Annotated in this window: 27 protein-coding genes and 2 pseudogenes; 8 read left to right on the top strand and 21 right to left on the bottom strand. The window is 65.1% G+C overall.

Annotated elements, in window-relative coordinates; genetic code table 11:
* Positions 1-56: 56 nt before the first annotated feature.
* A complete protein-coding gene (locus ACGFK1_RS11575) occupies positions 57-518 on the top strand; it encodes a hypothetical protein (protein WP_393428502.1) in 462 nt (153 codons plus the stop codon).
* A gap of 132 nt (positions 519-650) precedes the next feature.
* Here the strand turns inward: ACGFK1_RS11575 and ACGFK1_RS11570 are convergent.
* From ACGFK1_RS11570 to ACGFK1_RS11545, 6 genes and pseudogenes are all read right to left on the bottom strand, one after another.
* A pseudogene (locus tag ACGFK1_RS11570) lies at positions 651-776 on the bottom strand (helix-turn-helix domain-containing protein); the annotation flags it as partial.
* A gap of 108 nt (positions 777-884) precedes the next feature.
* A complete protein-coding gene (locus ACGFK1_RS11565; RefSeq protein ID WP_393428381.1) occupies positions 885-1,886 on the bottom strand; it encodes an LLM class flavin-dependent oxidoreductase in 1,002 nt (333 codons plus the stop codon).
* Positions 1,883-2,866, bottom strand: coding sequence for an alpha/beta hydrolase (locus tag ACGFK1_RS11560; protein WP_393428380.1), 984 nt, complete (start codon positions 2,864-2,866; stop codon positions 1,883-1,885). The genes ACGFK1_RS11565 and ACGFK1_RS11560 overlap by 4 nt, the downstream gene beginning before the upstream one ends.
* A 40-nt stretch (positions 2,867-2,906) precedes the next feature.
* On the bottom strand, positions 2,907-4,505 hold the full coding sequence (locus ACGFK1_RS11555; RefSeq protein WP_393428379.1) for a UbiD family decarboxylase: 1,599 nt from the start codon (positions 4,503-4,505) through the stop codon (positions 2,907-2,909).
* A gap of 10 nt (positions 4,506-4,515) precedes the next feature.
* Complete coding sequence (locus ACGFK1_RS11550; RefSeq protein ID WP_393428378.1) at positions 4,516-5,136, bottom strand: UbiX family flavin prenyltransferase; 621 nt, start codon at positions 5,134-5,136, stop codon at positions 4,516-4,518.
* Positions 5,124-5,708: a sigma-70 family RNA polymerase sigma factor gene (locus ACGFK1_RS11545; protein ID WP_393428493.1), complete on the bottom strand. Its 585-nt coding sequence runs from the start codon at positions 5,706-5,708 to the stop codon at positions 5,124-5,126. The genes ACGFK1_RS11550 and ACGFK1_RS11545 overlap by 13 nt, the downstream gene beginning before the upstream one ends.
* On the opposite strand from ACGFK1_RS11545, the gene ACGFK1_RS11540 reads away from it, so the two are divergent.
* The gene (locus ACGFK1_RS11540) at positions 5,698-5,952 is read left to right on the top strand and encodes a hypothetical protein (RefSeq protein ID WP_393428500.1); all 255 of its coding nucleotides are present in this window, start codon (positions 5,698-5,700) and stop codon (positions 5,950-5,952) included. The genes ACGFK1_RS11545 and ACGFK1_RS11540 overlap by 11 nt on opposite strands.
* Here ACGFK1_RS11540 and ACGFK1_RS11535 read toward each other — a convergent pair.
* From ACGFK1_RS11535 to ACGFK1_RS11520, 4 genes and pseudogenes are all read right to left on the bottom strand, one after another.
* Positions 5,856-6,523 (bottom strand): annotated as a pseudogene (locus ACGFK1_RS11535) (catalase); the annotation flags it as partial. The gene ACGFK1_RS11540 and the pseudogene ACGFK1_RS11535 overlap by 97 nt on opposite strands.
* Positions 6,520-7,038: a DNA starvation/stationary phase protection protein gene (locus tag ACGFK1_RS11530; RefSeq protein WP_393428377.1), complete on the bottom strand. Its 519-nt coding sequence runs from the start codon at positions 7,036-7,038 to the stop codon at positions 6,520-6,522. The gene ACGFK1_RS11530 and the pseudogene ACGFK1_RS11535, both read right to left, overlap by 4 nt.
* Positions 7,039-7,053: 15 nt before the next feature.
* Complete coding sequence (locus tag ACGFK1_RS11525) at positions 7,054-7,704, bottom strand: HD domain-containing protein (protein WP_393428376.1); 651 nt, start codon at positions 7,702-7,704, stop codon at positions 7,054-7,056.
* Positions 7,705-7,908: 204 nt separating this feature from the next.
* A complete protein-coding gene (locus tag ACGFK1_RS11520; RefSeq protein ID WP_393428375.1) occupies positions 7,909-8,349 on the bottom strand; it encodes a LuxR C-terminal-related transcriptional regulator in 441 nt (146 codons plus the stop codon).
* A 344-nt stretch (positions 8,350-8,693) separates the two neighbouring features.
* On the opposite strand from ACGFK1_RS11520, the gene ACGFK1_RS11515 reads away from it, so the two are divergent.
* Entirely contained in the window at positions 8,694-8,834 is a 141-nt protein-coding gene (locus ACGFK1_RS11515; protein WP_393428374.1) for a hypothetical protein, read from the top strand.
* 195 nt (positions 8,835-9,029) lie between these two features.
* Here ACGFK1_RS11515 and ACGFK1_RS11510 read toward each other — a convergent pair whose 3' ends face one another.
* Genes ACGFK1_RS11510 through ACGFK1_RS11500 form a run of 3 tightly spaced genes read right to left on the bottom strand, consistent with a single transcriptional unit; the run spans position 9,030 to position 11,047 of the window.
* Positions 9,030-10,079 (bottom strand): AAA family ATPase, encoded by a 1,050-nt coding sequence (locus tag ACGFK1_RS11510; RefSeq protein WP_393428373.1) that lies wholly within the window; start codon positions 10,077-10,079, stop codon positions 9,030-9,032.
* A gap of 51 nt (positions 10,080-10,130) precedes the next feature.
* Positions 10,131-10,721, bottom strand: a complete 591-nt coding sequence (locus tag ACGFK1_RS11505; protein WP_393428372.1) for a hypothetical protein — start codon at positions 10,719-10,721, stop codon at positions 10,131-10,133.
* On the bottom strand, positions 10,688-11,047 hold the full coding sequence (locus ACGFK1_RS11500; RefSeq protein WP_393428492.1) for an alcohol dehydrogenase catalytic domain-containing protein: 360 nt from the start codon (positions 11,045-11,047) through the stop codon (positions 10,688-10,690). The genes ACGFK1_RS11505 and ACGFK1_RS11500 overlap by 34 nt, the downstream gene beginning before the upstream one ends.
* 232 nt (positions 11,048-11,279) lie before the next feature.
* Between ACGFK1_RS11500 and ACGFK1_RS11495 the strand changes: the two genes are divergently transcribed.
* Complete coding sequence (locus tag ACGFK1_RS11495) at positions 11,280-11,549, top strand: hypothetical protein (protein ID WP_393428371.1); 270 nt, start codon at positions 11,280-11,282, stop codon at positions 11,547-11,549.
* Entirely contained in the window at positions 11,449-11,766 is a 318-nt protein-coding gene (locus ACGFK1_RS11490; protein ID WP_393428370.1) for a hypothetical protein, read from the top strand. The genes ACGFK1_RS11495 and ACGFK1_RS11490 overlap by 101 nt, the downstream gene beginning before the upstream one ends.
* On the opposite strand, the gene ACGFK1_RS11485 is transcribed toward ACGFK1_RS11490, so the two are convergent.
* Entirely contained in the window at positions 11,753-12,580 is an 828-nt protein-coding gene (locus tag ACGFK1_RS11485) for a transporter substrate-binding domain-containing protein (RefSeq protein ID WP_393428369.1), read from the bottom strand. The two genes, ACGFK1_RS11490 and ACGFK1_RS11485, sit on opposite strands and share 14 nt — an antisense overlap.
* 174 nt (positions 12,581-12,754) lie before the next feature.
* Here ACGFK1_RS11485 and ACGFK1_RS11480 point away from each other — a divergent pair, with 174 nt between their 5' ends.
* Together ACGFK1_RS11480 and ACGFK1_RS11475 are read left to right on the top strand one after the other, a co-directional pair.
* On the top strand, positions 12,755-13,021 hold the full coding sequence (locus ACGFK1_RS11480) for a hypothetical protein (RefSeq protein WP_393428368.1): 267 nt from the start codon (positions 12,755-12,757) through the stop codon (positions 13,019-13,021).
* Positions 13,008-13,703, top strand: coding sequence for a nitroreductase family protein (locus ACGFK1_RS11475; protein WP_393428367.1), 696 nt, complete (start codon positions 13,008-13,010; stop codon positions 13,701-13,703). Before ACGFK1_RS11480 ends, ACGFK1_RS11475 begins: the two co-directional genes overlap by 14 nt.
* A 9-nt stretch (positions 13,704-13,712) precedes the next feature.
* Here the strand turns inward: ACGFK1_RS11475 and ACGFK1_RS11470 are convergent, their stop codons facing one another.
* Together ACGFK1_RS11470 and ACGFK1_RS11465 are read right to left on the bottom strand one after the other, a co-directional pair.
* The gene (locus tag ACGFK1_RS11470) at positions 13,713-16,550 is read right to left on the bottom strand and encodes an AAA family ATPase (RefSeq protein WP_393428366.1); all 2,838 of its coding nucleotides are present in this window, start codon (positions 16,548-16,550) and stop codon (positions 13,713-13,715) included.
* 25 nt (positions 16,551-16,575) lie between these two features.
* Positions 16,576-17,169, bottom strand: coding sequence for a TetR/AcrR family transcriptional regulator (locus ACGFK1_RS11465; RefSeq protein ID WP_393428365.1), 594 nt, complete (start codon positions 17,167-17,169; stop codon positions 16,576-16,578).
* A 193-nt stretch (positions 17,170-17,362) separates the two neighbouring features.
* On the opposite strand from ACGFK1_RS11465, the gene ACGFK1_RS11460 reads away from it, so the two are divergent.
* Positions 17,363-17,779: a PaaI family thioesterase gene (locus tag ACGFK1_RS11460; RefSeq protein WP_393428364.1), complete on the top strand. Its 417-nt coding sequence runs from the start codon at positions 17,363-17,365 to the stop codon at positions 17,777-17,779.
* On the opposite strand, the gene ACGFK1_RS11455 is transcribed toward ACGFK1_RS11460, so the two are convergent.
* The 5 genes from ACGFK1_RS11455 to ACGFK1_RS11435 form a co-directional block, all read right to left on the bottom strand.
* The gene (locus ACGFK1_RS11455; protein ID WP_393428363.1) at positions 17,776-18,267 is read right to left on the bottom strand and encodes a beta-class carbonic anhydrase; all 492 of its coding nucleotides are present in this window, start codon (positions 18,265-18,267) and stop codon (positions 17,776-17,778) included. The two genes, ACGFK1_RS11460 and ACGFK1_RS11455, sit on opposite strands and share 4 nt — an antisense overlap.
* Positions 18,268-18,399: 132 nt before the next feature.
* Positions 18,400-18,690, bottom strand: a complete 291-nt coding sequence (locus ACGFK1_RS11450; RefSeq protein ID WP_393428362.1) for a hypothetical protein — start codon at positions 18,688-18,690, stop codon at positions 18,400-18,402.
* A gap of 29 nt (positions 18,691-18,719) precedes the next feature.
* Complete coding sequence (locus tag ACGFK1_RS11445) at positions 18,720-20,603, bottom strand: ArnT family glycosyltransferase (protein WP_393428361.1); 1,884 nt, start codon at positions 20,601-20,603, stop codon at positions 18,720-18,722.
* Between the two features lie 28 nt (positions 20,604-20,631).
* Complete coding sequence (locus tag ACGFK1_RS11440; protein ID WP_393428360.1) at positions 20,632-21,906, bottom strand: glycosyltransferase; 1,275 nt, start codon at positions 21,904-21,906, stop codon at positions 20,632-20,634.
* 47 nt (positions 21,907-21,953) lie between these two features.
* The gene (locus tag ACGFK1_RS11435) at positions 21,954-23,819 is read right to left on the bottom strand and encodes a glycosyltransferase family 39 protein (protein ID WP_393428359.1); all 1,866 of its coding nucleotides are present in this window, start codon (positions 23,817-23,819) and stop codon (positions 21,954-21,956) included.
* Positions 23,820-23,830 lie beyond the last annotated feature (11 nt).

The raw sequence follows: 23,830 nt of genomic DNA, 5'->3' as shown, positions 1-23,830 counted from the left end.
CACGGTAGCCATGCCAGCACGGCGCATGGCTCGACGTGACGTACGAAGGAAATCATGTGACCGGTGATGACAGGGAATCGATCGACCCCGCTGACATGCATTCTTCGTTGCGGGTGCTGGCAGCGCTGATCGCGAAGGGCGCAGAACCCGATGTTGTATTCGCCGCTATCACCAAAGAGGTCCTTCGTCATTTTGGCAGTGGCACCGCGCGGATCATCAGATTCGAAACCGACGGAACAGCAACAATTCTGGCCAATGAAGGGACGACTGGACCACACGTGCACGTCGGCGAACGGTGGGAGGGTTACCTACCGACCGGACTGACAGCAGCTGTACCGAACACCGGGCGTGCCGCACGCGTGGACGACTATCGGGAGGTGCCTGGTGGCGAAGCCTATGTGAAAGAGGGGGCCGCAGCCTCGGCTACCTGCCGTTGCTCGGCCGGGCTCAAGATATTCGCCAACCGGGACCCGCAATCGCGGGACACGGCAGTCAATCGGTTCCCCGCCCCGTCGTAAAGGAATATCGACGCGCCGGTGGCCAGCGACATGGTTCGTAGCCGTGGACGTGCGATGATCGGCCAAATCCGAATGCCGAAGGTCCAATTCGGCCAAGCCGGACCCGAACGTCCACTTGCCTCCATCACGCTGAACAATCCTCTCCTCTGCGAGCTGCTCGAGGAGCCTGTGCACCGTCGTCTTGGGGATACCTGTCTCCACAGCGAGTTGGGTGACCCCGACGGGGTGGCGTTGAATCCTGCCCAGCGCGCGGAGCACGACGAAGGCGCCGTGCAATGCACTGCTCGGCGGACCTTGGTTCGCCTGCGAATCATCCGGCAGTTCCGAGCGTCCTGGCGTCGATACAGTGGCCGACGTCGGCGGCCGCTAGCCGCATACCGCTTCCATGAATGTGTCGAGTTCGCGTGCAATGTCGGGACCCGAAGGCTCGAAGATGATCTCGGTGGCACCGGCTTCGGACATTGCCGCCACCGATTTCTGGACTGTGTCGGCGGTGCCGGACAGGGTGGATGAAGGAACGGAGACGTATCCGCCCGCACGCCACGCCGCCAGGTCGGCGTCGTTCATCTCCACCATGTGCCCCTGATGAACGTGCAAGTGTCGCACGTGTTCTGGGACCTTGTCGATCACGTCGAGCCAGGCCGACCCGCCGGGCATCTCGCGCACCGCGTCGGCGCCCTTGGTCGTATAGATGAAGTGATACGTCGCGGCCCACGGGGCACCGACCGCCAGGCGCACCCGTTCGCCGGCTACGTCTTCGCCGTCGTCGAGGACGGTACCCACAGTGGCCACTACCGCGCGCGCAAAGTCACGCTGCCCGGGCACGACGTCGAACATCGAGATCACTCCGTCGGCGCCGACACGCTTCGCGACATCGGCGCCCTTGGGCCCGGTGGCGGCCACCAACAACGGGATTCGCAGAGGCAGCGTGTCTGCGTGCGCCGAGGTGAGCATCAACTTGATGGCTGCGCCCTCCCAGTCGACCGCCTCTCCCGCTAGCAATCCCTGGTACGCACGGATGTAGGCCTCCATGTACGCCCAGCGGATTGGCGGCTGACCGATGGCTGCGCGGCTGGAAAAGCCGGTGCCGAATGAGGTAACGACGCGACCGGGCGCCAGCGTATGGAGCGACACGGTCTGTGCGGCGTTCACCAACGGGTGGCGTTGTGTCGGAACCAGCACTGCGGGCCCCAGCCCGATCGTTGCGGTCAGCTCGGCCGCGCGGTGCAAGTCCAGCCAAACGTCATCACCCTCGAACGGAGTGTCGTAGAGGTAGGCCCGGCGATAGCCGAGTTTCTCCGCAGTCACAATATGCCCAACTGCCTCGAAAGACGGTGGTAGCGCGACACTTACCTCGATATCGATCACGGGTTGTTCCTCTCTGGTAGCGCTCCTGGCGGGGTCGATTTCAGTGCCTGGCGCAGCGCCCCGATGGCCTGCGTGACCGCCGCTGTCGCCGCAGCGGTCTCACGCAGGGCGTTCAGCATCATGAAGTCATGGATGGTGGCGTTGTAGCGCACGCTGGTGCAGCGCACCCCGGCAGCGATCAGCTTGCGGGCATAGGCTTCACCTTCGTCGCGCAGAACGTCACACTCGGCCACCACCACGAACGCCTCCGGCAGCCCGGCGAGATCGTCGGCGCCGGCATTGATCGGCGACGCGAGGATTCGGCTGCGTCGGCCCCTATCGGGAACGTAGGCGTCCCAGAACCACGCCATGGCCTTCGCAGTCAGGTGCGGGCCGTCCGCGAAATCCCGGTAGCTGGCCGTGTTTTGAGCGGCGTCGGTGACGGGGTAGTACAACGACTGATGAACGAAGCCGACATCGCCGCACCGCCGGGCCAGGATAGCCAGCGCGGCCGCCAGGTTGCCGCCCGCGGAGTCGCCCGCCACCGCCAGGCGGGTGGCGTCGAGATCCACCGCTGCACCGTGTCGAGAAATCCAGCGCGCGGCCGCATAGGCATGCGCGATCGCGACCGGGTAGCGAGCCTCCGGTGCGCGGTCGTAGTCCACGAAGACGACGGCCGCGTGCACACCCACACAGAGCTCGCGCACCAGCCGGTCGTGGGTTGCGGCGCTGCCGAGAACCCATCCGCCGCCGTGCAGGTACAACACAACCGGTAATAGTCCCTGTGCACCAACAGGTTTGATGATGCGGACACGCGCCTGTACACCGTCGGACCCGATTGTCGTCCACACGCTGTCGACAACCGGCTTGGAAATCGAACCCGCTTGGATGTGCTCCAGGCTCGTCCGCGCTGAGTCTGTCGTCAGCTCATACACCGGCGGCGCATGCGCCGCAACGTCGGCGAACGCGGCTGCGGCCGGCTCGAGGATGTGTTCAGTCACAACGGAATTCCTCGCGGAAGGTGCCGAATTCCTGGCGGGCCTACACCTGCGGCATCCGTTTGCTCAGGTTCTGTAGCGTGAGCATTTCGCGCCAGTGATCGTTGAGGTAAGGGATGCCGATTCCATACTCGTCCCAGCGGGCGGCGATCTTGGCCTCCAGTTCGGGTTCGAGCCGGTCGGTTGGCGGGAACCGCCGCCCACCCCACTCAGGCCGAGGGGCGACCTCCCAGCTCCGGGTGGCGTCGATGAGTACCCGTGTCCACTGGCCGGTGCCGTATCTGTTGGTGTCGTTCAACTCTGGCGGGGTCGAGGGATCGAGAGATGAACCGAGCCCGGGACCGAAGAACGCGATATCGCCGAGGCCTGCGTTGACTCGGTACGACATGGCCCAGTCCAGCGCGACCGGGTCATGGATGTCGACGTCTTCCTCGACGACCATCACGTTCTTGTGGAACCACACCGATCCACCGGTGCCCCACAATGCAGAGGCGATCTGTTGTGCGTGGCCGCGGTATCTCTTCTGAATCTGCACCAGAGTGTTCTGGCCGTTTGTCACCTCTGTCATCCACAGGTCGGTGATGCCACCAATCCCGAGGTCGTCGAGCACATTCCAGGTGATCGCCGCGCGCGCGAAGTTGGTGATGCTGTCTTCGTTGAGCAGCCCGGGCCGAATCCCTTCGAGGGTGCCGCGCAATACCGGGTCATTGCGATGGGTGATCCGAGTGACCTGCAGGACAGGCGCCGGCGCCGCACCGCCAAGGAAACCCGGGTACTCCGCGAACGGGCCTTCCATGACGAACGTCGAGGGGTCGGGGTTGATGAAGCCCTCGACGACGATCTCAGCGGTCGCCGGGACGTGCAACGGCACCGTTTCGCAGGCGACCAGGTCGACTGGGCGGCCGAGCAGGGCACCCATCATGTCCCATTCGCACACGTTCTTCGGGAATGGACTGCCTGCGCAAAACGGCATCACATCGTGCCAGCCGTAGACGACGGCGACCGGCATCGGCTCCGGCTTGTATTCCTCCATGTGGACGCCCCAGCCCTGACTGGGCACCAACAGTTTCGCGATCTTGTCGCGGTCGACGATCTGGCCCCGGTAGAGGCCGACGTTGTCGCGTCCGGTCACTTTGTCCTCGGTGACCACACCGCAGAACGTGTCGATGTAGCGACCGCCGTCCCCGCCGTGCCACTTCGGCACCGGAAACTCCCATAGGTTGATGTCGTCACCCTCGACGATGTTCTGCTTGACCGGACCGGTCTCGACCACGCGTGGCGGGATGGGATTCTTGAAGGCCTCCCGAAGATGGCGCACGATCGCCGAATCACTGGTTCCTTCGGGCAGCCCCAGCATCAGCTGCACCTGGCGCCGACTGCCGAGCGCCGACGTCAGCAGCTTTGTGCACCGGCTGTTCTCGTGGCCGATGATGTTCTCGAAAAGGAGGCCCGGCCCCCCGAATGACAGATTCGCGCGGGTGATCGCGCCGATCTCCTCATTCCAGTCGACGGGCGCTGTGATGCGGCGCAACTGGTCGGCGGCCTCGAGGGTAGTCAGCCAGCTCCGCAGATCGGGCTCTGCTTGACCATTTGGCGACTCGATCATGTTGGTGGATTCGGACATGCTTGTCTCCGTGCTCATTTCGTTCTCCTTACAGGGCTTGGTGGGTTCTCACGTCGGTTACCAGCCGCGGCGTCCAGTCGTCAGCTTCCTGGGGCTGGTCCTTCCAACGTTCGATCAGACTGTGTTCGATTCCGAGTTGATCGATGACTCGGCCGACCACGTAGTCGGTCACCTGGTCGACCGACGTAGGCCGGGCGTAATAGGCCACGGTCGGCGGAAAGATCACCGCACCGGCGCGCGCCAGGTAGTGCATGTTCTCCAGGTGGATCTCGCTCAACGGAGCCTCTCGAGTGACCAGGACGAGCCTCCGCCGTTCCTTGAGCGTCACGTCCGCAGCGCGCGTGATCAGGTTGTCGCTGTAGCCGATCCGGATAGCGCTCAACGTCTTCATGCTGCACGGGCACACGACCATCCCATCGGTGCGAAACGAGCCGCTGGAGATGGCCGCGGCGAGATCACGCGCACTGTAGGAGTGTGTGGCCAGCGCCCGGACCTCCTCGACGCTGAGGTCGGTCTCGAGCTTGATCGTCGCTCGTGCCCAGTCGCTGAGTATCAGGTGAGTCTCGACCCCGAGTTGTCCAAGGGCCTCCAGAAGCCGGATGCCCAGCGAAGCTCCCGTGGCTCCGGTCATCGCGATCACGAAGCGCATCGTCTTTCTCCTTTCAACGTAGCTGTGTCGCCGTCGACGAGCGCAGCGCGCAACCGTCGGCGGCCCCGGTGCAACCGCGACATCACGGTGCCGATTGAGGTGCCCATGATGTGTGCGATCTCCTTGTACGCCAGTCTTTCTACGTCGGCGTAGTACACAGCCATCCGGGATTCCTCACGAAGCGCAAGAAATGCATCCCGCAATTCCGGGTCCGGCAGCATGTCCAGCGCAACGTTTTCGGCCGAGCGCACTGCGCTCGGCGCTCGCGACACACTGCTGACCAAGAGCCGATCGGCCATATCGTCGATCGGCACTGCGACGGGCTGGCGTACCCTCTTGCGGTACTGGTTGATCCAGCTGTTGCGCATGATCCGGTACAGCCATGCATTCAGGTTCGAGCCTTCGCGAAACAAATGAAAACCGGTGTAGGCGTGCAACATCGTCTCCTGGAGCAGATCTTCGGACTCCTGTTCGTTGCGCGTCAGACGCATCGCCCCACCGGACATCCGCTTCAGCAGCGGTATTGCGTCACGCTCGAAGCGCGCGACAAGGGCGGCCTCCGTGTCAGCCATCATGGACCGCTCGCACTTCGTTCTCGATCTCATCGCCGACTCCTTTGTCGATCTTCTTCCAATACTCGAGCTCGCGCTGAAGGACCTTTCGGATACTCCGTTGCGTAGGTGGCCGGAGACGTTGGCCACCAGCCGGTGGCGTTCGGCGTCGTTCATCACCTGGGTCAGGTTTTGCACGCCCTGCTCGGAGATGAAGTGGTACTTCACCCACCAGATCTGGCCATCGGCGTTGATCCAGCTGTAGGTGTGGCTGCCGTAGCCGTTCATATGCCGCCACGTGCTGGGGATCCCGCGGACTCCGGGGTCAGTGTCCAGAAGTCCCACTGCATATCGTGATCGCGTAGGTTGTTGTCCGCGCGCCGCTTCTGGGAGCGGATGAAATGTTGCTGGAACTTCAACCCGTCGCGGATGAAGAACACCGGGGTGTTGTTACCGACAATGTCGAGATTGCCCTCCGCTCTGTAGAACCGCAGCGCAAAACCCCGCGGATCACGCCAGGTGTCTGGGCTGCCCCGCTCCCCCGCCACCGTCGAAAACCGAATCAGCGTCTCAGTTCTCATACCCGGCTGAAACACTGCCGCGCGGGTGAACGCACTGACATCATGGGTCACCTCGAAATAACCGAACGCACCCGACCCCTTGGCATGCGGCTGGCGCTCCGGGATACGCTCCCGATTGAAGTTGGCCATCTGCGCGATCAAATAGTAATCCTGCAACACAACCGGCCCATCAGGACCAACGGTCAGCGAATGAACATCACTGGCCACCGGGATACCGGCATCATTCGTCGTCGGGTAGGTGTCACCGTTGTTCATTGGCATGCTCCTTCTTTCGATGTCGCGAGTTCTCGGGTTGTGAGCGCCAATGCCTGCTCTTGGAAGACGTCCTTGATGGCACGCAACACATCGGCGGTCGACGCATCCGCGGTATCGAGACGGTCATGGACGCTGCCGATGATGTTCGCCACTGTGAGGATGCGATTGGCGATCCTGTCCAGCATCGCCGCGGTGCTCCGTTCCCCAGGCGGCGAAGCAAGAACCGGTGTTGGTGCTGCGTCAGGTGAGCAGGGTTTAGCCGCGGCGTCCAGCACACGCAGACGCTCCGAAAGGGTTTCGGTTGCCTCGCAAGCAGTCTGAACGATGCCGTCGAGTTGCAACTGCAACGCCGGCAGACCATTCAACGCGCTGAGGTGACCGCAGGCTTGGCTCCCCACGAGGCGCAAGTCGAAAAGCAGAGCAAGGATCATCCGCAGGTTCTGCCTCAGGGTCTCCGCATCAAGTGCTGCCTTTCCGGTCAGGGCGGGAGGTTGCGTCTGTATCTCCGTAGACATGGCGTGCCTTCTCGGTTACTCAGGCCAGCTGCTATGGAGGATGATCTCGACGAAATCCTCACGTACGAAGGACGTGTCGAAATGTTCAAGCACATCGGCGTTCATGGTGCCGAAAGTGGAGTGCGGACGATGCTTCATGCCTTCGGTGAAGGCGGCGAGAATGCAGTTCTTGAAGTCGGGGCGGGGGTGTGCGGTGGTGACCGAGTCCAGCGTCTCGCGAGGAAGGTCGTCCCGCCCGATTCCCAGCACGTCGGTTTCGACACCTGCTGTGACCAACGCGATTTCGGGATCGAGGAACTCTGGCACCCCCGGGGTGGTGTGTAATGCGATGCTCAGCCAAACGGTGCGAGCCGCCGCCTCATTAACGCCGTATTGAAGCAGGAAGTCTTGCGCCGCGTTGGCACCGTCGACTTCGAAGCGCAGATCTGAGGCACGGAACCCGGGTGTCAAACCGAGGTCGTGAAACATCGCGCCCACATAAAGCAATTCGAGATCGGGGCGAAGCCCGCGGCGTTGCCCTTGCAACGCGCCGAAGAAGAAGACCCGTCGGGAATGGTTGAACAGCAGGTCTTGTTCCGCATCACGGATGAGTTCGTTGACGTCTCGTACCAGTGCGGTGTCTGGAACGGTGATGCCGGCAACGGTGTCGACCAGGTCGGTGCTCACGAGGGATCTCCTTTACTTCAGGGTGGTCGGGCCGGTCAGATCAGCCGTCGTGCCGGTCGGTGCCCACCGTCATTGGCGGTCACTCGCAGGAACAGACTCACGCGGAGTGAGCCCCGGTCGCATCCGCCAACTGGCTAGTCGCGATGGCTAGCGCAATGGCGCGTAAGACAATTCAGCGAACTCACGGTGCCGTGGCAGCTGCGGTCAAGCTTCATCGGAAAGGACGCTGCGCAACTGGTTGCGCGAACTGATGCCCAGTTTGGCGAACACCTTCCGGAGTTGATATTGAGCGGTTCGCGCGCTGATGAACAGTCGCGCGCCGATTTCCGGGTTCGTAAGGCCCTCACTCGCCAGCCGCGCGACCTGAGTTTCCTGCGGTGTCAGTTGGCGGTCGCCGCGTGCCGTGAAGGTGCGCCTGCGAGTGATCTCGCCTGCGGCCGCCAGTTCACGTCTCGCCCGTTCGGCGAACCCGTGCAACCCCATTGCATCGAACATCTGGTGCGCGGTTCGCAACTGGGTCCGCGCAACCGCACGCCGACCCTCTCGCCGCAACCACTCCCCGTACAGCAAGCGAGTACGCGCGAGTTCGGTGCGAACACTGCTGCGCTCGAAGTACCGCTGGCCGCCGTTATCTCCGTGATCCACTGAGTCGCTTCAGTCGCCCTTTCACGCATCCCGCTGAGCGCGGCCGTCTCGATGAACTCGGCCGCCGCCCAGTTCGCCACACCGAAGTACCGCAGATCCGGATACTCCTGGTGGTACAACGCCGCTTCCGCGGCCGCCATCGCTTGTTCGCAGTTGCCCAACCCGTTGTGAAGGATGGCTCGGGTCCATTCGGCGCATGCGATCGATATCCCTTCACCTCGGCCGGGCGCCTCGGAACTCGTCTGCGCGACAACAGATTCTGTCTCAAATTGCTGGCCACGTAGCGCACCGAGTCGCATCGCGGCATACGGCGCGAGATTGCTTCCCGTAGCCTCTGTAACCGCATGCTGTTCGTCGATCAGGGCGCCCGCGGTGGCCAGATCGCCGACGAACATCAGCAACATGGCGCGCAGCTCGTCTCCACCGACATCCCGGTACCGAAGACCCCCAACGCCACCCGAAGATCAGGCACCCCCGTCGCGTAGCTCTCGACGAAGTTCGCCACGAACCCGTCCAGCAGAAGATCGGCGGCGCGTGGGACATTGGCGGGCAGCGGGGCCGAGGTCGCCGCGCGCCCGCGCCCAGCCGAACGCTCCAACTCGGCGGCAACGTCGTCGTCCGGTCCTGACGCGGCGTGTGCGCGGTGCCATGCCCGCCGGTCGGGTCAAGTTGGGGGTCGGTTACCTCGGCCAACGCGGCGTGCACCTGTTGCCTGGCTTGACGCGGCGCCGAGCGGTACGCCGCCGCGCGGGCCAGCGGGTGCCGGAAGCGCACCCGCGTTCCGAACTCCGCCGTGCCGGGCTCGATCGCCGGTGTCGCCGCCGCGGTACCGATGTCGGGGCCCGCTGCCGCTCGCCACAGCAGAACCGGATCACCGACTGGCTCGGCCGCCGCCAGCAGTAGCAACTGCCGGGTGTCGTCGGCAAGACCTCCACGCCTCGGCGGAAACTTTCGTCCACTGCGGCTGAAAGCTGTGCCGCCCCAGGCAATCCGAACCCGCCCGCCAGTTCTTGGCCCGTGAGATTTCGGGGCAACTCCAGCAATGCCAGCGGGTTACCCCGCGCCTCGGCGACCAGCTGATTTCGTACCCGCTCATCGAGCGGTATTGTCAGCGCCGCGTCCAGCAATTCTCCCGCGTCCGCCTCCTTGAGACCCTTGACCTCGATTGCCGGAAGCGTTCTCAGATCAGCGCTCAGAACCCGCGTCGCCAGGATCAAGGCGACTGGCTCAGCGACCACTCGGCGGGCGACAAACGTGAGAATCTGCGCCGAAGCAACGTCGAGCCACTGAAGATCGTCGATCACGCACATCAAGGGCTGCTCGTCTGCGGCATCGGAGTACATACTCAGCACTGTCAACCCGACCAACAACCGATCCGGCGCAGGCCCAGAACTCAGGCCGAACGCCGTGCGCACCGCATTACGCTGCGGTGTCGGCAGACCGTCCAGAAGATCGAGCATCGGCGCACACAATTGATGCAGCCCCGCGTAGGCGAGTTCCATCTCCGACTCGACGCCGCCGGCGCGGATGACACGGCAGCCGGCAGCCCGCCCATCGACATACTCCAGCAGCGCCGTCTTGCCGGCGCCCGGCTCACCGTGGACCACCATCACCTGGCTTGCGCCCGCACGCACACCATCCAGTAGCTGGTCCAGCGCAACGCACTCCGCGCGCCGACCGATCAACACCGAGTCGGCCCGTGACTTTTCGCCGGACCCGTCGCTAGGCATGTGCCCAGCATCGGTCAAAACCGCGCGCCACGCAGTAGGCCGGCCAAGATTTCACGTTGCCGGTACCGGAGCAACGCCCGGCTGCTTCACGTGCTCAAGTGACCGCGCGCGGTGCAGGACCAGCTTGGTGGTGTGCGCCTTGTAGGCCTCTGGCGCCTCATCCCAGTCAGCAGTGAGAGTGGTGACGAGTTCGGCCGGGAAGTCCTCGGCAGCAACAAAATCCAGCGGCTCAGGTAGCACCCGTCGCACGCTGGAGACGCTGAATTTCAGCGTGGCGTCGTTGAAGTACATGTGCATCAGCGGCACCTTCGTTCCGGGCGGCAGGTAGAAGCCGACCGGTTGGCAGACGCCGCCGGGAGCCAGTGAACGCAGCGCGACGTCCACACCGGCAGCGGTGGCCCTGCCCTCCACTGCGACGTCGTAGTCGTGGCGCGGTATGTCGGCAGAGGTGCGCTTGCCCTTCTTGAGCTCATGCACACTGGCGCCGAACTTCTCGGCGGTCACGAGCCGCTCCGGTCGGTCGTCGACGTAATCGACGGTCTCGGCGCCGTGACGTACCGTGAGGCCTGCCGCATAAAGGCCGATGCTCTGAGCCGCGCCGCCGAGGATCAGCACCCGGCCGCCGGGCCGCTCACGCAGCACGGGCGCCACATCGCCACGCGTCGGCGAGATTGTCGCTCGCGGCCGCGACCCGCAGCGGATCCACCTCCTCGGGCAGCCGCACCAACATGTGGTCGGCGAACGCGGGTGGTGGCGCATTTCGCGGTGAGTCCGCGTTCGCATTCACTGCAGCTGCCGCACGAGACCGCCCACGGCACGATCACGAGGTCGCCGCGCTGAAGCCCACTGACCGACGGGCCGGTCTCGAGCACCTCGGCGACACATTCGTGGCCGATCGCGTACGGCCCCTGAAACGGAATCGGCCCGCACACGCTCGCGACGATCGGATCGACCAGCCCGACGCGCATGCCCACCTGCATTGCCCGCGACGAACGGCGGTGCACCGGCGTGAGCTGGATCATCGGCATGACAACCTCGTATAACGATTGTCATAAACGCGGTACCGTAGGCTATAGCGATCGTCATAGCCTGGAGGAGCGGTGGTGCCCGAGAACACCCCGGAGTCACGGCAGCGCCTGGTCGCAGGCGCGGCCGACATGATGCGTCGCCCGCGGACTCAACGCCACCAGCGTCCGTGAGTTGGCCAAGCACGCACAGGCACCGCTCGGCTCCGCGTACCACTACTTCCCCGGGCGGCAAGTACCAACTGGCCGCCGAAGCGGTGCGGTGGGCAGACGACCTGACCACCCGCGCGTTGGTCAAGCAGTTGCAGGCAGGTCCGCTGGCCGGGCTCCGGGCTTCTCTGAGAGTGTGGCGGAAAATCGTGGTGGACAGGACTTTCGCGTCGGCTGTCCGGTATTGGCGGCTTCCATCGAGGGACCTACCGGAAGACGGAACGGCGCCGCGTGAGGCGGCCGCGACCGCGTTCGGCAATTGGACGTCGGTGCTGGCGCAGTCACTTCGTGAGAACGGTGCAACCGAAGCGGACGCCCACGGCGTTGCCGTCCTGATCGTGGCCGCAGTCGAGGGCAGCGTCGGCATCTGTCGCGCTCAACGCAGCACCGAACCGCTGGATCAGATTGTGGCACAGCTGGAATCGGTCGTCGTCGCCGTCACGGCCCGATGACCGAGCCCAGATACTTGCGACTCAGCGCCGCATACGTCCCGTCGTTCTGCGCGATGTTGAGCCACTGATCCATCCACTGCTGCACATCCGTCGCGGGTTGTGGAACGAGATAGCCCTTCTGCTCGAATGTGAACGGATGATCCAGGCTGACGCCACAGAGCTGCGGGTTCTGATTTGCTTGCCAGCGGATTTCGCTGGCATCGGTGATCATGACATCAGCAGCGTTGTTGGTCAGTTGGTCGAAGATCGTGTTGTTGTCCGGATACGTCGCGACCGCAGCCTTGTGTAGGTGCTCCTTGTCGAACTCGGCATTGGTGCCGCCCGGGTTGACCACCACGCGGACATCCGGGCGGTCGATGTCGTCCAACGTCTGGAACTTCGAGGCGTCAGCGCACCGGATGATTGCCGCTTTTCCGTCACGCAGGTAAGGCGCGCTGTAGAGGGCCTGCTTGGCGCGGTTGAGTGTGATGCTGATGCCTCCCATCGCGGCATCACACTTGCCGTTCAGGTCGTTGATCAGGTTGGCCCACGTGGTCGGCACGACCTCCAACCGGACCCCGAGCCGTGCGGCCATGTCCTGGGCCATCTCGATATCGAGCCCGCTCCAATTACCTTGCGGATCACGATAAGTGAACGGGCGGTAGTCGCCGGTGCTGCAGACGCGGACCGTGCCGCGCTGCGCGATCGACGGCAAACCGCCCGCCTGCTGCATCGTCGTCGGCGGAGCGGCTGACCCGCAGCTTGCGAGCACAGTGGCCAGCACGGCCAGTGTTGCCAACCGAAGCAAAGTCAGTAGCTTGTCCGGCCTGGGCATCGGTAAGTCTCCTTGGATAGATGCGCCTCCATTGTTATAGACGCGATGGATGCAGCCCCGATTCGGGGCCGCACGCTTTCCTCATGGGTCAGGGCCAGGGCCTGCCATCGTTTCTCCCACCTCGAGCCTTGTACCCCACAGAGCCTCTTACAGCCAACCCAGGAGAGCCAGAATATGGACGAAGCTCCGACCTACGCCGCGATGAAGGCCGTCATCGAGGATCGGGTCCTGCGCGCAAACCTCGAGGCACCGCCTCTCAACTTGATCGGGCCCGAACTGGTGCGGGACACGGTCTCACTGATCCGTTACCTGGAGTCGCACGAGCGAGACGTCTCGGTCGTGGTGTTCGACAGCGCCCAGCCCGATTACTTCAGCGCTTCCAAGATCCTGAACACGGATCCAATCGGCTCACCTGAGGAGATGATTCATGGACGTGTATGAAGCGCTCTACACCACCAGGATGATGCGGCGGATGCGGCCGGATTCGATTCCGCTCGGCACGCAAGCGCGCATTCTCGATGCTGCGATACGCGCTCCGAACGGGGGCAACACGCAGCGCTGGCACTTTCTGGCGGTCGACGATCCCGAACTGAAACGTAGATTCGGCGACCTCTATCGGCGCGCCAGCGGTCTCGAAAGAGAAGAGTTCAGGTCCGGAGCCATGGCCTCGCCGGCGCCGAGCAGACATCGCGCCGCGCACGACGATACGATGCGCCTGATCATTCGGTCAGGCGACTACCTCGCCATTCATTTCCAAGAGATCCCGTTGCTGCTCTTCGTGTTCGCCATCGACGACCACGGCGGCGCCAATATATTTCCGGCGATCTGGAGCGCCCTGCTGGCTGCCCGTGCCGAAGGTGTCGGCGGCGCGATGACCACACTCCTGCGGTACTTCCGGGATGAGGTCAACGAGTCGCTAGGGGTGCCCGTGGAGCAGGGCTGGACGATGTCCGCCATGCTGGCTTTCGGCTACCCGCTGGGCGGGTGGGGTGTCGCCGCCAACCGGCGTCCCGTACATGAAGTCTCATCGCGCAACCGGTGGGGCGGGCCGTTCGGTGTCGAGGTGCCGCAGCCGCTGTGGCCCAGCCCGGATGAGACTGCCCTGACACGAGATGCGTTGTGAACGAAGGTATTACGCAAGCTGCGGGGTAGGCTCGCTAGAAAGCACGTGGTAGAGCTGGTGGCGGGTGTTGATGCCGAGCTTGGCGAAGACCTTGCGAAGGTGATACTGCACAGTTCGTGTGCTGATGAAAAGCCGCGCACCGATTTCGGGGTTCGACAATCCGTCGCGCGCCAACCGGGCGATCTGTGCCTCCTGCGGCGTCAATTGGTCACTACCGTTCGCCGCGCTGCGCTTATGGGCTGTCTCGCCCGTCGCGTGAAGCTCGCGCCCGGCCCGTTCGGCGAATGCCTGCATTCCCATCGCGTCGAACATGCCGTGCGCAACGCGTAGTTGTGTCCGCGCTTCGGTTCGGCGCCGCTTGCGCCGCAGCCATTCACCGTAGAGAAGATGTGCGCGGGCAAGTTCTGCACGCATGCGCGTCCGACCGAGCCGCTCGATCGCATCGCGGTACAGGCTTTCCGCTTCCGCTCCCTCGCTGAGCAGTGCACGCGATCGAGCTTCGACGCCCAACGCCCAGTCTGTAGCACTGGCTTCTGCCATTTCGGTGAGCCTGGACAGCGATTGCTTCGCAAGGGCCGTCGATCCGCTGCGCGCCGCGGCCTCGATGAGCTCGACCACCGCCCATGCCGACACGCCCAGCTCCGCCGAATGTTCGGCCGCGTTGCGGGCTGCGGCAATCGCGGATCGATAGTCCCCTACACCGTTGTTGACGATCGCCGCGGCGTGCTCGCAGACAGTGAGTCCGACGCCTTCACCGCGGTGCGTCACATCCTTGGCGGTGGTGCGAATCAACGACTCGACCGCCTGCCGATTACCGCGGCATGCCTCCAGGATGAGCGCTCCATAGGGAGCGAGGCCGTCGCCCGTGGCCTCTTTCACAGTGTGAACCTCATGGACCAGTGATGCGGTTTCCGCCAATTCGCCTGCATACAGCAGCATTACCGCACGCGTGCTCAACGCGAGCGGTAGTTCGCTGAGGGCGCCGGTATCACGGGCAAGCTCAACATGGCGTGCGGAAAGCACGTCCCAGCCGTCGTCGTCCCACGCGTGCAGCGCGGCGATACTGGCCAGCCACAGCCAGCGCAGCTGTTCAAATGACGGCGATTCACGCCGCGCCATGTCCACCGCACGCCGCAATATCGGCAACGAAGCCGCGTATCCATCCTTGAAATGGGCTGCGAAACCGTCCAGGAGTAAGTCCGCAACACATACGGACCTCGATTGGGGCGACGCCTCCGCGGCTTCTGCGACATCTTTCGCTCCGCAGCCTGCGGCCAATCGCCCCGCGAACACCGCTGCCGACACCGCCTCCAGGTACGTTGTGCGGGCGAGCTCTGCGTCGATCGGCTCGAGCCGCTTGGCTGCCTTCACCAGCAGCGCCGGCGCATCACGACCTCGGCCGGTGACGAACGCAAGGCGGGCCCGAATGAGATCGGCGTGCGCAAACTGGAGATCATCGAGCTGTCCGCTTTCGGCCATGGCAAGCAGTTCCAGCGCCGAATCAAAGGCGCCTGCTTCAACTTTGGCTGATGCGGCGGCCAAAGCGCGCTTGGTGCGTTGCGCGGGATCGAGAGTCAGCATGGTTGCCCTCTCGTGGAATGCCGCGCCGGCCGCCAGTCCGCCACGGGCTCGTGCTCGTCCGGCGGAGCGGTCCAATTCGTCGGCGACATCGTCGTCGGGACCTGCGGCCGCGTGGGCGCGGTGCCAGGCGCGCCGATCTGGGTCCAGCTCGTGGTCAGTCACTTCGGCCAGTGCACCGTGCGCCCGCTGCCTCGCGTGAAGTGGTGCCGACCGATAGGCCGCCGAACGGGCGAGTGGATGCCGGAATCGGACGCGTGACCCGAACTCGGTGAACTCCGCCTCGACCGCAGGTGCGGCAGCCTCTGCGCATATACTCAACCGCGCGGCCGCCCGCCACAGCAACGCGGGGTCACCGAGTGGCTCGGCCGCTGCCAACAACAGCAGCTGGCGTGTGTTATCGGGAAACGCCTCGAACTCCCGGCGGAAACTTTCCTCCATCGCCGCCGAAAGCCCTTCGGCCACAGGTAATCCGAATCCGCCAGCCAGTTCTTGCACGGTACGGCCGCGGGGCAGTTCCAGCAATGCCAGCGGATTGCCTCGAGTCTCAGCCACCAGCTGTTCGCGCACCCGCTCGTCAATTGGCGCGGTCAACGCCCTGTCCAGCAGACCCCGCGCATCCGCTTCCTTGAGACCACTCACCTTGAGCGTCGGCAGAGTTCGCGTGTCGGCGTTGGGAACTCGAGTCGCCACGATCAATCCCACCGAGTCGGCGACCAGCCGACGGGCAACAAACGTAAGGATCTGCGCCGATGCCTTGTCGATCCACTGCAGGTCATCGACTATGCACACGAGTGGTTGAAGCTCGGCGACGTCGGAAAACATGCTCAGGACCGCCAAGCCGATCAAGAGTCGGTCAGGAGTCCGACCTTCGGTCACACCCAGTGCGGCTCCCAGCGCGCCACGCTGTGGAAGCTGCAGGCGGTCCAGGCGATCTAGAATTGGCCCGCACAATTGCTGCAGCGCCGCATAAGGTAGTTCCATCTCCGACTCGACGCCTGTGGCACGGATGACGCGGCAACCTTCAGCCCGCCCTCCGACATAGTCGAGCAACGCGGTCTTGCCGACACCCGGTTCACCGTGGACCACCACAACCCGGCTTTTCCCTGCACGGACGCTATCGAGAAGCTGGTCCAGGACTTCGCACTCCGCACGCCGACCAATCAGCCCCGTGTCGGGTTGGCGTGCTGCCGCCGGCCCCGCATCGGCCTGAACACTTAGTGTCCCAACGGGACTGGCCACACTTAGCAGTTGGGGGCTGCTCGGCATAACATTCTCCTCTACAAGTAACGCACTACGCCCGATTGAGCAGTGCAACTGCGGCCTGATTCCTTAGCCACCGTTCGGCCTTGTCCCACGACCACTGCCGGTCCGTCACAAGGAGGTGCCACGCCTCATGGCCGAGAAAGAACCACAAGATGTCGATCGCCAGGGCCTCTGTCATTTCACGCCGTAAGGCCTTCAGTTTGCGCAACCGCCCGGCGATCTGGCCGAGGGCTTCCCGGTATCCGGCGTCTGACCGGGCCAAGACCTCGGCAGCGTCCGCGTCCACCGCGGATGCCTCTTTCATCACCTGCACGATGTCGTGGTACCGCTCATTGTCCACTCGAACACCATGGGCGGTGATACGAAGGATTTCCTCACCAGATTCGCTCCTTCCGACGGCTGACAGCGTTTCCTCCACGACCGGGTCACTCATCGATTCCTCGATGAGCGTTGCCAGGATCGCCGCCTTACCACCCGTGCTGCCGTACACCGTCGGCGACGCCACGGAGGCCTCCGCTGCGATGTCGGCAACGGTCACCTTGCCGTAGCCGTGTTCGAGGAACAATCGCATCGCCGTGTCCAGAATGTTTCTTCGCGTAGCCAGCCTCGCCTGCGCGCGCACGGAGGATTGGTACGGCCGCGTCGCCTTGGTATCTGCCTCGCGCGATTCCTTCTGTTGGATAGCGGGAGTCTATATTCAAAACAGGCTACCTATTGAGAATTCACTGTTGCTTGGCTGGGAGTTTGCTGAGATCGACGAATAATCCAGGTTCGCTTACGTCAAAGGTAATTGATCGGTCACACATACTGGATTCATGCCCCAGTCCCAGACCGGTGCGGACGTCATGGCGCAGTTCATCCCGTCGTCGCCGTTCGTCGCCAAGCTGGGCATCGTCGCCGACGTTCTCGATGCCGACGAAGTGCGCCTGCGGTTGCCATGGGATCCGGCCAACGTCACGGTCGCCGACATGGTGCACGGCGGCGCGATCGCCGCGCTGGCCGATGTCGCGGTGATGGCCGCCGCGTGGGCGGGCGCGGACGTGCCTGACTCGCTGCGCGGCGTGACCACCTCGATCTCGCTGCAGTTCCTGGCTCCTGCCATGGCGACCGACTTGATCGCGATCGGCCGGGTGCTGCGCCGCGGCAAGACGTTGGTCAACTGCGACGTCGACGTCGTCACACCCGCCGGTGAGGCGGTCGCGAAGGCGATCGCCACTTACAAAATCGGCTAGAGCGTGACTTCGTTGAGCCGACCCGTTGCGACGTCGAAGATGAAGCCGCGCAGAGACTCGTGCTTGGTCACGAACGGGCTGGCCTCGATGCGGCGCAGCGACTGGCGGACGTCCTGCTCGAGGTCCTGGAACGCCTCGGCCGCCCACTCCGGTTTGATGCCGACCTCATCCTGAATCTGCTGCTTGAACCCGTCATCGGTGAAAGTCAGCATGCCGCAATCGGTGTGGTGGATCAGGATGATCTCTTTGGTGCCGAGCAGCCGCTGACTGATGGCCAGCGAGCGGATCTCGTCGTCGGTGATCACACCGCCGGCATTGCGGATGACGTGCGCCTCACCGTCGCCGAGGCCGAGGATCCGATAGACATCCAAGCGGGCGTCCATACACGCCACCACCGCCACATGCTTGCTCGGCGGCAGTGGCAGCGGGCCGGTGAAGGTGCTCGCGTATGCCTCGTTGTTCTTCAGATACTCGTCGGTCACGGACATGGCATCTCCTCGATCCTCTGGCGTGACCATAGCAAGGCGGCGCCGCCATGCCACGGGTGAGAATCACCGCGAATAGATGACGACGGCCGCCCTGCCGGGGGTGCGGGGCGGCCGTCTGATCGGGGAGCGGCGTCAGAGCAGCGGGATCCAGATCGGTCCGAGCCAGAAGCCCCATGCCCGGTAGCCGGGGTCGAACACCGGGTTCACCCACTGGCCGCCGTACAGGAACGGCCGGTGGTCGAGCACAGCGCGGTCGTAGGCGGCGCGGTCTTGCCACCTGATGTCGGGTCGGCCGGGGCGCACCCAGCCCGGGCCGGGCCCGTGCCATGGGTCCGCGTTTGCGAGGCCGGCGCCAAGCCCGAGCGCCCCCGCTGCGAGGCTGCCCGCGATGACGGTTCCTGCGATCAGTCGCTTGATCAACATGTGCATTCCTTTCCGTGTCTAGCGACGTCTCAACGGGGCTGGTTCAGGTCGTAGACGGTCGTGCCGTCCACGTCGATCGGGGTGAAGTGCTGCCGCACCCACTCACTGATCTCCTGCGCGGGGCCGGGCCTCCCATGCATCGGGCCGTGGCGGTCGCTGGCGATGAAGTACCGCACCTGACGGTCGGCGACATACCTCTGGAACTGGGCCAGCGTCGGTGAGTTGTCGCTGCCGCTGAACCCACCGATCGCCATCAGCGATGCGCCTGATTCGAGTTCGAGGCTGCTAACCCCCATCGAGCCGATACCGGCTGCCGCCCAACGGTTGTCGGCTCCCCGGAGTAACCGCACGAGTGCGGCGTTGCCGGCATCGGCCCTGCCAGGACCTGGCCAACCAGGTCGACCCGGCCCGCCGAATTCATGGCCGCCGAACGCCGAGGCGCGGCTGGGTCCCGACATCATGCCTGGGCCGCCACTGGTGTGACTGACGTTGTAGATCGCGAACGCCGTCGGCGCAGCCAGGCCGAAAAGCACTGCAGCGGTGCCGAATACGATCACCGCACGGCCCAGTCGGTGAGCACACAGCGCGATGACCACCGCGACGAGGACAGCTCCCACCACCACGATCCAGCGCAACGCGGGAAGCCAATCCGGCGTGCGGTCCAGCACGAGGAACGCCCAGATGCCGGTGACCGCGGCCATCACCCCCAACACAATGCGGGGCAACAAAGCTTCTCTACCCCGCCACAGTTCGACGACAGAGATCCCGAGCAGAGCCGCGACGGCGGGCGCAAGGGCCACCGTGTAGTACGGGTGCACGATCCCGTCCATGAAGCTGAACACGGCACCGGTCACCAGCAGCCACCCGCCCCACAGCAGCAGTGCTGCGCGGAGAGTCCCGGTGCGAGGCGTGCGACGGGTGACCCAGAGACCGGCCGCAAGTCCGATCAGCGCGGCGGGCAGCAGCCACGACGCCTCGGCCCCCATCGACGCTCCGAACAGCCGGCCGATGCCGGCTTCACCGCCGAAGAACAGGTTCGCGCCCCTGGGTCCGCCACCACCGCCGGGACCGTTTTCACCGCCGGCAATACGCTGAATGCCGTTGTAGCCCAGAGCCAGTTGCAACAGGCTGTTGTCGGTGGAGCCGCCGATGTAGGGACGCGAGCCGGCGGGCCAGAGGCTGACCAGCGCGACGTAGGGGCCACCCGACAGCACCGTCGCGGCCGCACCCACCAACAGCTTGCCGATCCGCTTCCACAACCCGACCGGTGCTGCGACCAGGAATGCCGCCGCCAGCCCCGGCACGATCAGAAGCGCCTGCAACATCTTCGTCAGGAACGCGAACCCGACGATGACGCCCACCACCGCCATCCAGCGCGTGCTCGCCGTCTCGATGGCCCGCACCATGCAGTACGCGGCGGCGACCAGCAGCAGCACCAGCAGGGCGTCGGGGTTGTTGAACCGGAACATCAGCGCCGCGACCGGTGTGATCGCGAGCGCAGCACCCGCGATCAGGCCCGCGCCTGGCCCGCTGGTGCGGCGCACGGTCGCGTACAGCATGCCGACGGCGCCGACACCCATCAGAGCCTGCGGCAGCAGCATGGTGAACGCGCTGAACCCGAACACCCTGCCGAACAAGCCCATCACCCACAGGGCGGCCGGTGGCTTGTCGACGGTGATCGCGTTGCCCGCGTCCAGCGAAGCGAACAGCCAAGCCTTCCAGTCCTGCGTTCCGGCCTGCGCCGCGGCGGCGTAGTAGTCGTTGGCCCACCCCGAGGAACCGAGGCCCCACAGATACAGCACGGCGGTCGCCACCAGCAGCGCCAGCACGGCCGGGCGGACCCATCGCGGGTCGCGTCGTCCCGGCTCGTCGAGCACCGTCGTCTGAGTCGGCGCGTCGGCGGTGATAGTCATCGATTGTTCCTTTTGTCGTCGGTTGACGTCAGCGAGCGCGGCCTGGGTGAAAGACCCAGCCCCGCAACAGGACGAAGCGCACCGCAGTGGCCATCAGATTGGCGAGCACCAACACCGAGAGTTCGACCAAATGGTGTGGCTGCCCGACCAGGGCGTGCAGACCGGCCAGCGCACCGCTGGTGATCGCGAGCGCGATCCCGAACACGACAAGCCCCTCGAAGTGGTGGCGCGTCGCGTTGGCAGCGCCGCCGACCCCGAAGGTGAAGCGCCGGTTGGCCGCGGTGTTGCCGATCGCGGTGAGGAGCAACGCGACCAGGTTGGCAGCCTGGGCGCCCGCCCAGCCCTGCATCAGCATGAACAAGACCACGTAGGCCGCGGTCGATGCGATCCCGACGGCGCCGAACCGAACCACCTGACGCAGCAGGGAACCGGGAGCGGCCGCATTGCGTGACGAACCGAGTTGTGCGGCAATGCTGTTCACCGGGATGGCGCCGTCGGCGAAGCCGCGCAGCATCCGCCCGATGCCCTTGAGGTCGGCGGTCGCGGTCGCGACGATGTCCACCCGGCTGTCGGGGTCGTCCACCCAGTCGACGGGGACTTCGTGGATCCGCAGGCCGCTGCGCTCGGCAAGCACCAGCAACTCGGTGTCGAAGAACCAGCCGGTGTCGGCCACGTGCGGCAGCAGACGCTCGGCCACGTCGGCACGGATCGCCTTGAAACCGCACTGCGCGTCCGAGAAGCGTGCGGCCAGCGTCGACTTCAGGATCAGGTTGTAGCAGCGCGAGATGATCTCCCGCTTCGGGCCGCGCACGACTCGGGCTCCGCGACCGAGCCTGGTGCCGATTGCCAGGTCGGAGTGCCCGGAGACGAGCGGCGCGACGAGCGGGGCGAGCGCGGCCAAGTCGGTGGACAAGTCGACGTCCATGTAGGCCAGCACCGGCGCATCCGACGCGGACCACACCGCGTGCAGGGCGCGTCCGCGGCCCTTCTGCTCCAACCGGACCACCCGCACGTCGGTCAGTTCCGCCGCGAGTTCCGCGGCGATCCTGGGCGTGTCGTCGACGCTGGCGTTGTCGGCGATGGTGATGCGCGACTCGAACGGAAAGTTCTCTGCCAGGTAGCGGTGCAGGCGGTGGACCGAATCGGCGAGGGCGGTTTGTTCGTTGTACACCGGCACCACGACGTCGAGCACGGGGACGCCCGCGGCCCGGGCCGCGATGGCGGCGTTCGGTCGCGGTTCGAAGTGGATGCGGTGCGCCAGGCCGGTGTCGGGTTCGAGGGCGATGTCTGTCATGACAACCATGGTTGGGTAACAGCGTGTGTGCCTCGTTGGTCGAAGCTATGCGCAAGCTATGAATTCGGCTTCGGCTGGGTGAGGTCGTAGATCAGCACCTTGTCGACGGCCTGCACCGCAAAGTGGCGTTCCACCCATTCCGCGATGTCGGAGGACACGGTGCTGCCCGTCCCGAGGCCCCAATGCCCGAGCGTCAATGTGCCGCGGACGAAAAAGTGGATCTGCCTGGCGGCGACGTAGCGCTGGAACTGCTGCAGCGTCGGCGACGGATCGGTGCCGTTGAAGCCGCCGATCGCCATCACCGGTGCACCGGTTGCCAATTGGTAACCCGCCGCATTGTTGGACCCGACGGCCGCCGCGACCCAGGTGTAGTTCCGAGCGTCGGCGGACAGCGTCGCCGCCAACGCGGGCCCCGGCGTCGGCGAGTCGAGCAGACCTCCCGGCCCTGTGAACCCGCCGAAGCCATGCCGTGCGGGACCGACCGATGGGATCGCCCCGCTGTGCGGGGCCGCCGCCGTCGCAACGGAGTACGCGGCGGGCCCGGCCAGACACGCCGCAATGGCCAACGCCGCCGCCGTCCGTACCACGGGCGGGGGCAGTCGCCCGGCGACCAGCAGCAGCGCCGCCGCGCCCACTCCCCCGACCGCCACCGCGGCCCGTAGCCACGGCGTCCAGTCGGCGTTCCTGGACAGCAGCACTGCCGCGAGAATAGTGGTGACCAGCACCGTGCCGGACAGCGCCACCGCCGCCCTGATGTCAGATCGGTTGCACCACAACAGTGTTGCCCCGATCCCGACCAGCGCTGCGACCGCAGGCGCGAGCGCAACGGTGTAATAGGGATGCAGTATGCCGTTGGCGAAGCTGAACACCACCGCGGTGACGACCAACCAACCGCCCCACAGGATCAACGCCGCGCGTGTCGGATCGGTCCGCGGTGCCCGCCTGGTGATCGCCAGGCCGACGACGAGGCTGATCACCGCGGCGGGTAGCAGCCATGCGATGGTCAGCCCCATCTGGTGGCCGAACAACCTGCCCCAGCCTGCGTCGAAGTTCATATTGCCCAAGCCGCCGGGTTCGTCGCCGGTCAGTCGGCCCAAACCGTTGTAGCCGAGCGCCAATTCGACGATGCTGTCATGCTGCGAGCCGCCGATGTAGGGCCGGGAGGAGGCCGGCCACAGTTCGACCAGCACCAGATACCAACCGCCGGACACGATGACGGCGGCGGCCGCGGATAGCAGATCGGCGATCCGGCGTCGCGCCGCGTGGTGACCGGCCACCAGATACGCGACCGCGAAGCCGGGCAGCACCAGGAAGGCCTGCAGCATCTTGGCGAGGAATCCGAACCCGACGAACACCCCCGCCGCGATCAACCACCAACGGCCGCTGTCCTTTTCGCATGCCCGCAGCACGCAGTAGGCCGCGCAGGTGAGAAGCAGGACGAGCAGGGCGTCGGGGTTGTTGAACCGGAAGATCAACGCGGCGACCGGCGCACACGCCAGCACCGCGCCGGCCAACAGCGCCGCGGCTTCGCCGCCGACTCGACGCACGGCGGCGTACAACACCGCTACGGCCGCGACGCCTTCGAGCGCCTGAGGCACCAGGATGCTCCACGGGTGCAGGCCGAACACTCGCACCGAGATGTCCATGACCCATAGCGCCGCGGGGGTCTTGTCGACGGTGATGGCGTTGGCGGCGTCGCTCGACCCGAACAGCATGGCTGTCCAATCGCTGGCACCCGCCTGCACGGCGGCCGAGTAGAAGGCGTTGGCCCATCCGCTCGCGGAGAGATTCCACAGGTACAGCAAGGCCGTCGCCGCAAGCAACAGCCCCAGTTTCACCCGCGAGCAGACGCGGAAACGTGTTGTCGAGGTGGTTCCGACACGTTCCTGCGTCTGCTCGGCGTCGAGAACTAGGGTCGTCACCACAAGAGTTT

The sequence above is a fragment of the Mycobacterium sp. NPDC048908 genome, assembly GCF_043197955.1.
GTDB lineage: Bacteria > Actinomycetota > Actinomycetes > Mycobacteriales > Mycobacteriaceae > Mycobacterium.
This window is presented reverse-complemented; position numbering and strand designations above follow the sequence as displayed.

Excerpts from the sequence above, each read along its gene's own strand:
- ACGFK1_RS11555 (WP_393428379.1), bottom strand. The coding sequence starts at position 4,505 with ATGAGCACGGAGACAAGCATGTCCGAATCCACCAACATGATCGAGTCG.
- ACGFK1_RS11550 (WP_393428378.1), bottom strand. The coding sequence starts at position 5,136 with ATGCGCTTCGTGATCGCGATGACCGGAGCCACGGGAGCTTCGCTGGGC.
- ACGFK1_RS11545 (WP_393428493.1), bottom strand. The coding sequence starts at position 5,708 with ATGGCTGACACGGAGGCCGCCCTTGTCGCGCGCTTCGAGCGTGACGCA.
- ACGFK1_RS11530 (WP_393428377.1), bottom strand. The coding sequence starts at position 7,038 with ATGTCTACGGAGATACAGACGCAACCTCCCGCCCTGACCGGAAAGGCA.
- ACGFK1_RS11515 (WP_393428374.1), top strand. The coding sequence starts at position 8,694 with ATGCTGTTCGTCGATCAGGGCGCCCGCGGTGGCCAGATCGCCGACGAA.
- ACGFK1_RS11510 (WP_393428373.1), bottom strand. The coding sequence starts at position 10,079 with ATGCCTAGCGACGGGTCCGGCGAAAAGTCACGGGCCGACTCGGTGTTG.
- ACGFK1_RS11500 (WP_393428492.1), bottom strand. The coding sequence starts at position 11,047 with ATGCGCGTCGGGCTGGTCGATCCGATCGTCGCGAGCGTGTGCGGGCCG.
- ACGFK1_RS11485 (WP_393428369.1), bottom strand. The coding sequence starts at position 12,580 with ATGCCCAGGCCGGACAAGCTACTGACTTTGCTTCGGTTGGCAACACTG.
- ACGFK1_RS11480 (WP_393428368.1), top strand. The coding sequence starts at position 12,755 with ATGGACGAAGCTCCGACCTACGCCGCGATGAAGGCCGTCATCGAGGAT.
- ACGFK1_RS11475 (WP_393428367.1), top strand. The coding sequence starts at position 13,008 with ATGGACGTGTATGAAGCGCTCTACACCACCAGGATGATGCGGCGGATG.
- ACGFK1_RS11470 (WP_393428366.1), bottom strand. The coding sequence starts at position 16,550 with ATGCCGAGCAGCCCCCAACTGCTAAGTGTGGCCAGTCCCGTTGGGACA.
- ACGFK1_RS11460 (WP_393428364.1), top strand. The coding sequence starts at position 17,363 with ATGCCCCAGTCCCAGACCGGTGCGGACGTCATGGCGCAGTTCATCCCG.
- ACGFK1_RS11455 (WP_393428363.1), bottom strand. The coding sequence starts at position 18,267 with ATGTCCGTGACCGACGAGTATCTGAAGAACAACGAGGCATACGCGAGC.
- ACGFK1_RS11450 (WP_393428362.1), bottom strand. The coding sequence starts at position 18,690 with ATGTTGATCAAGCGACTGATCGCAGGAACCGTCATCGCGGGCAGCCTC.
- ACGFK1_RS11445 (WP_393428361.1), bottom strand. The coding sequence starts at position 20,603 with ATGACTATCACCGCCGACGCGCCGACTCAGACGACGGTGCTCGACGAG.
- ACGFK1_RS11440 (WP_393428360.1), bottom strand. The coding sequence starts at position 21,906 with ATGGTTGTCATGACAGACATCGCCCTCGAACCCGACACCGGCCTGGCG.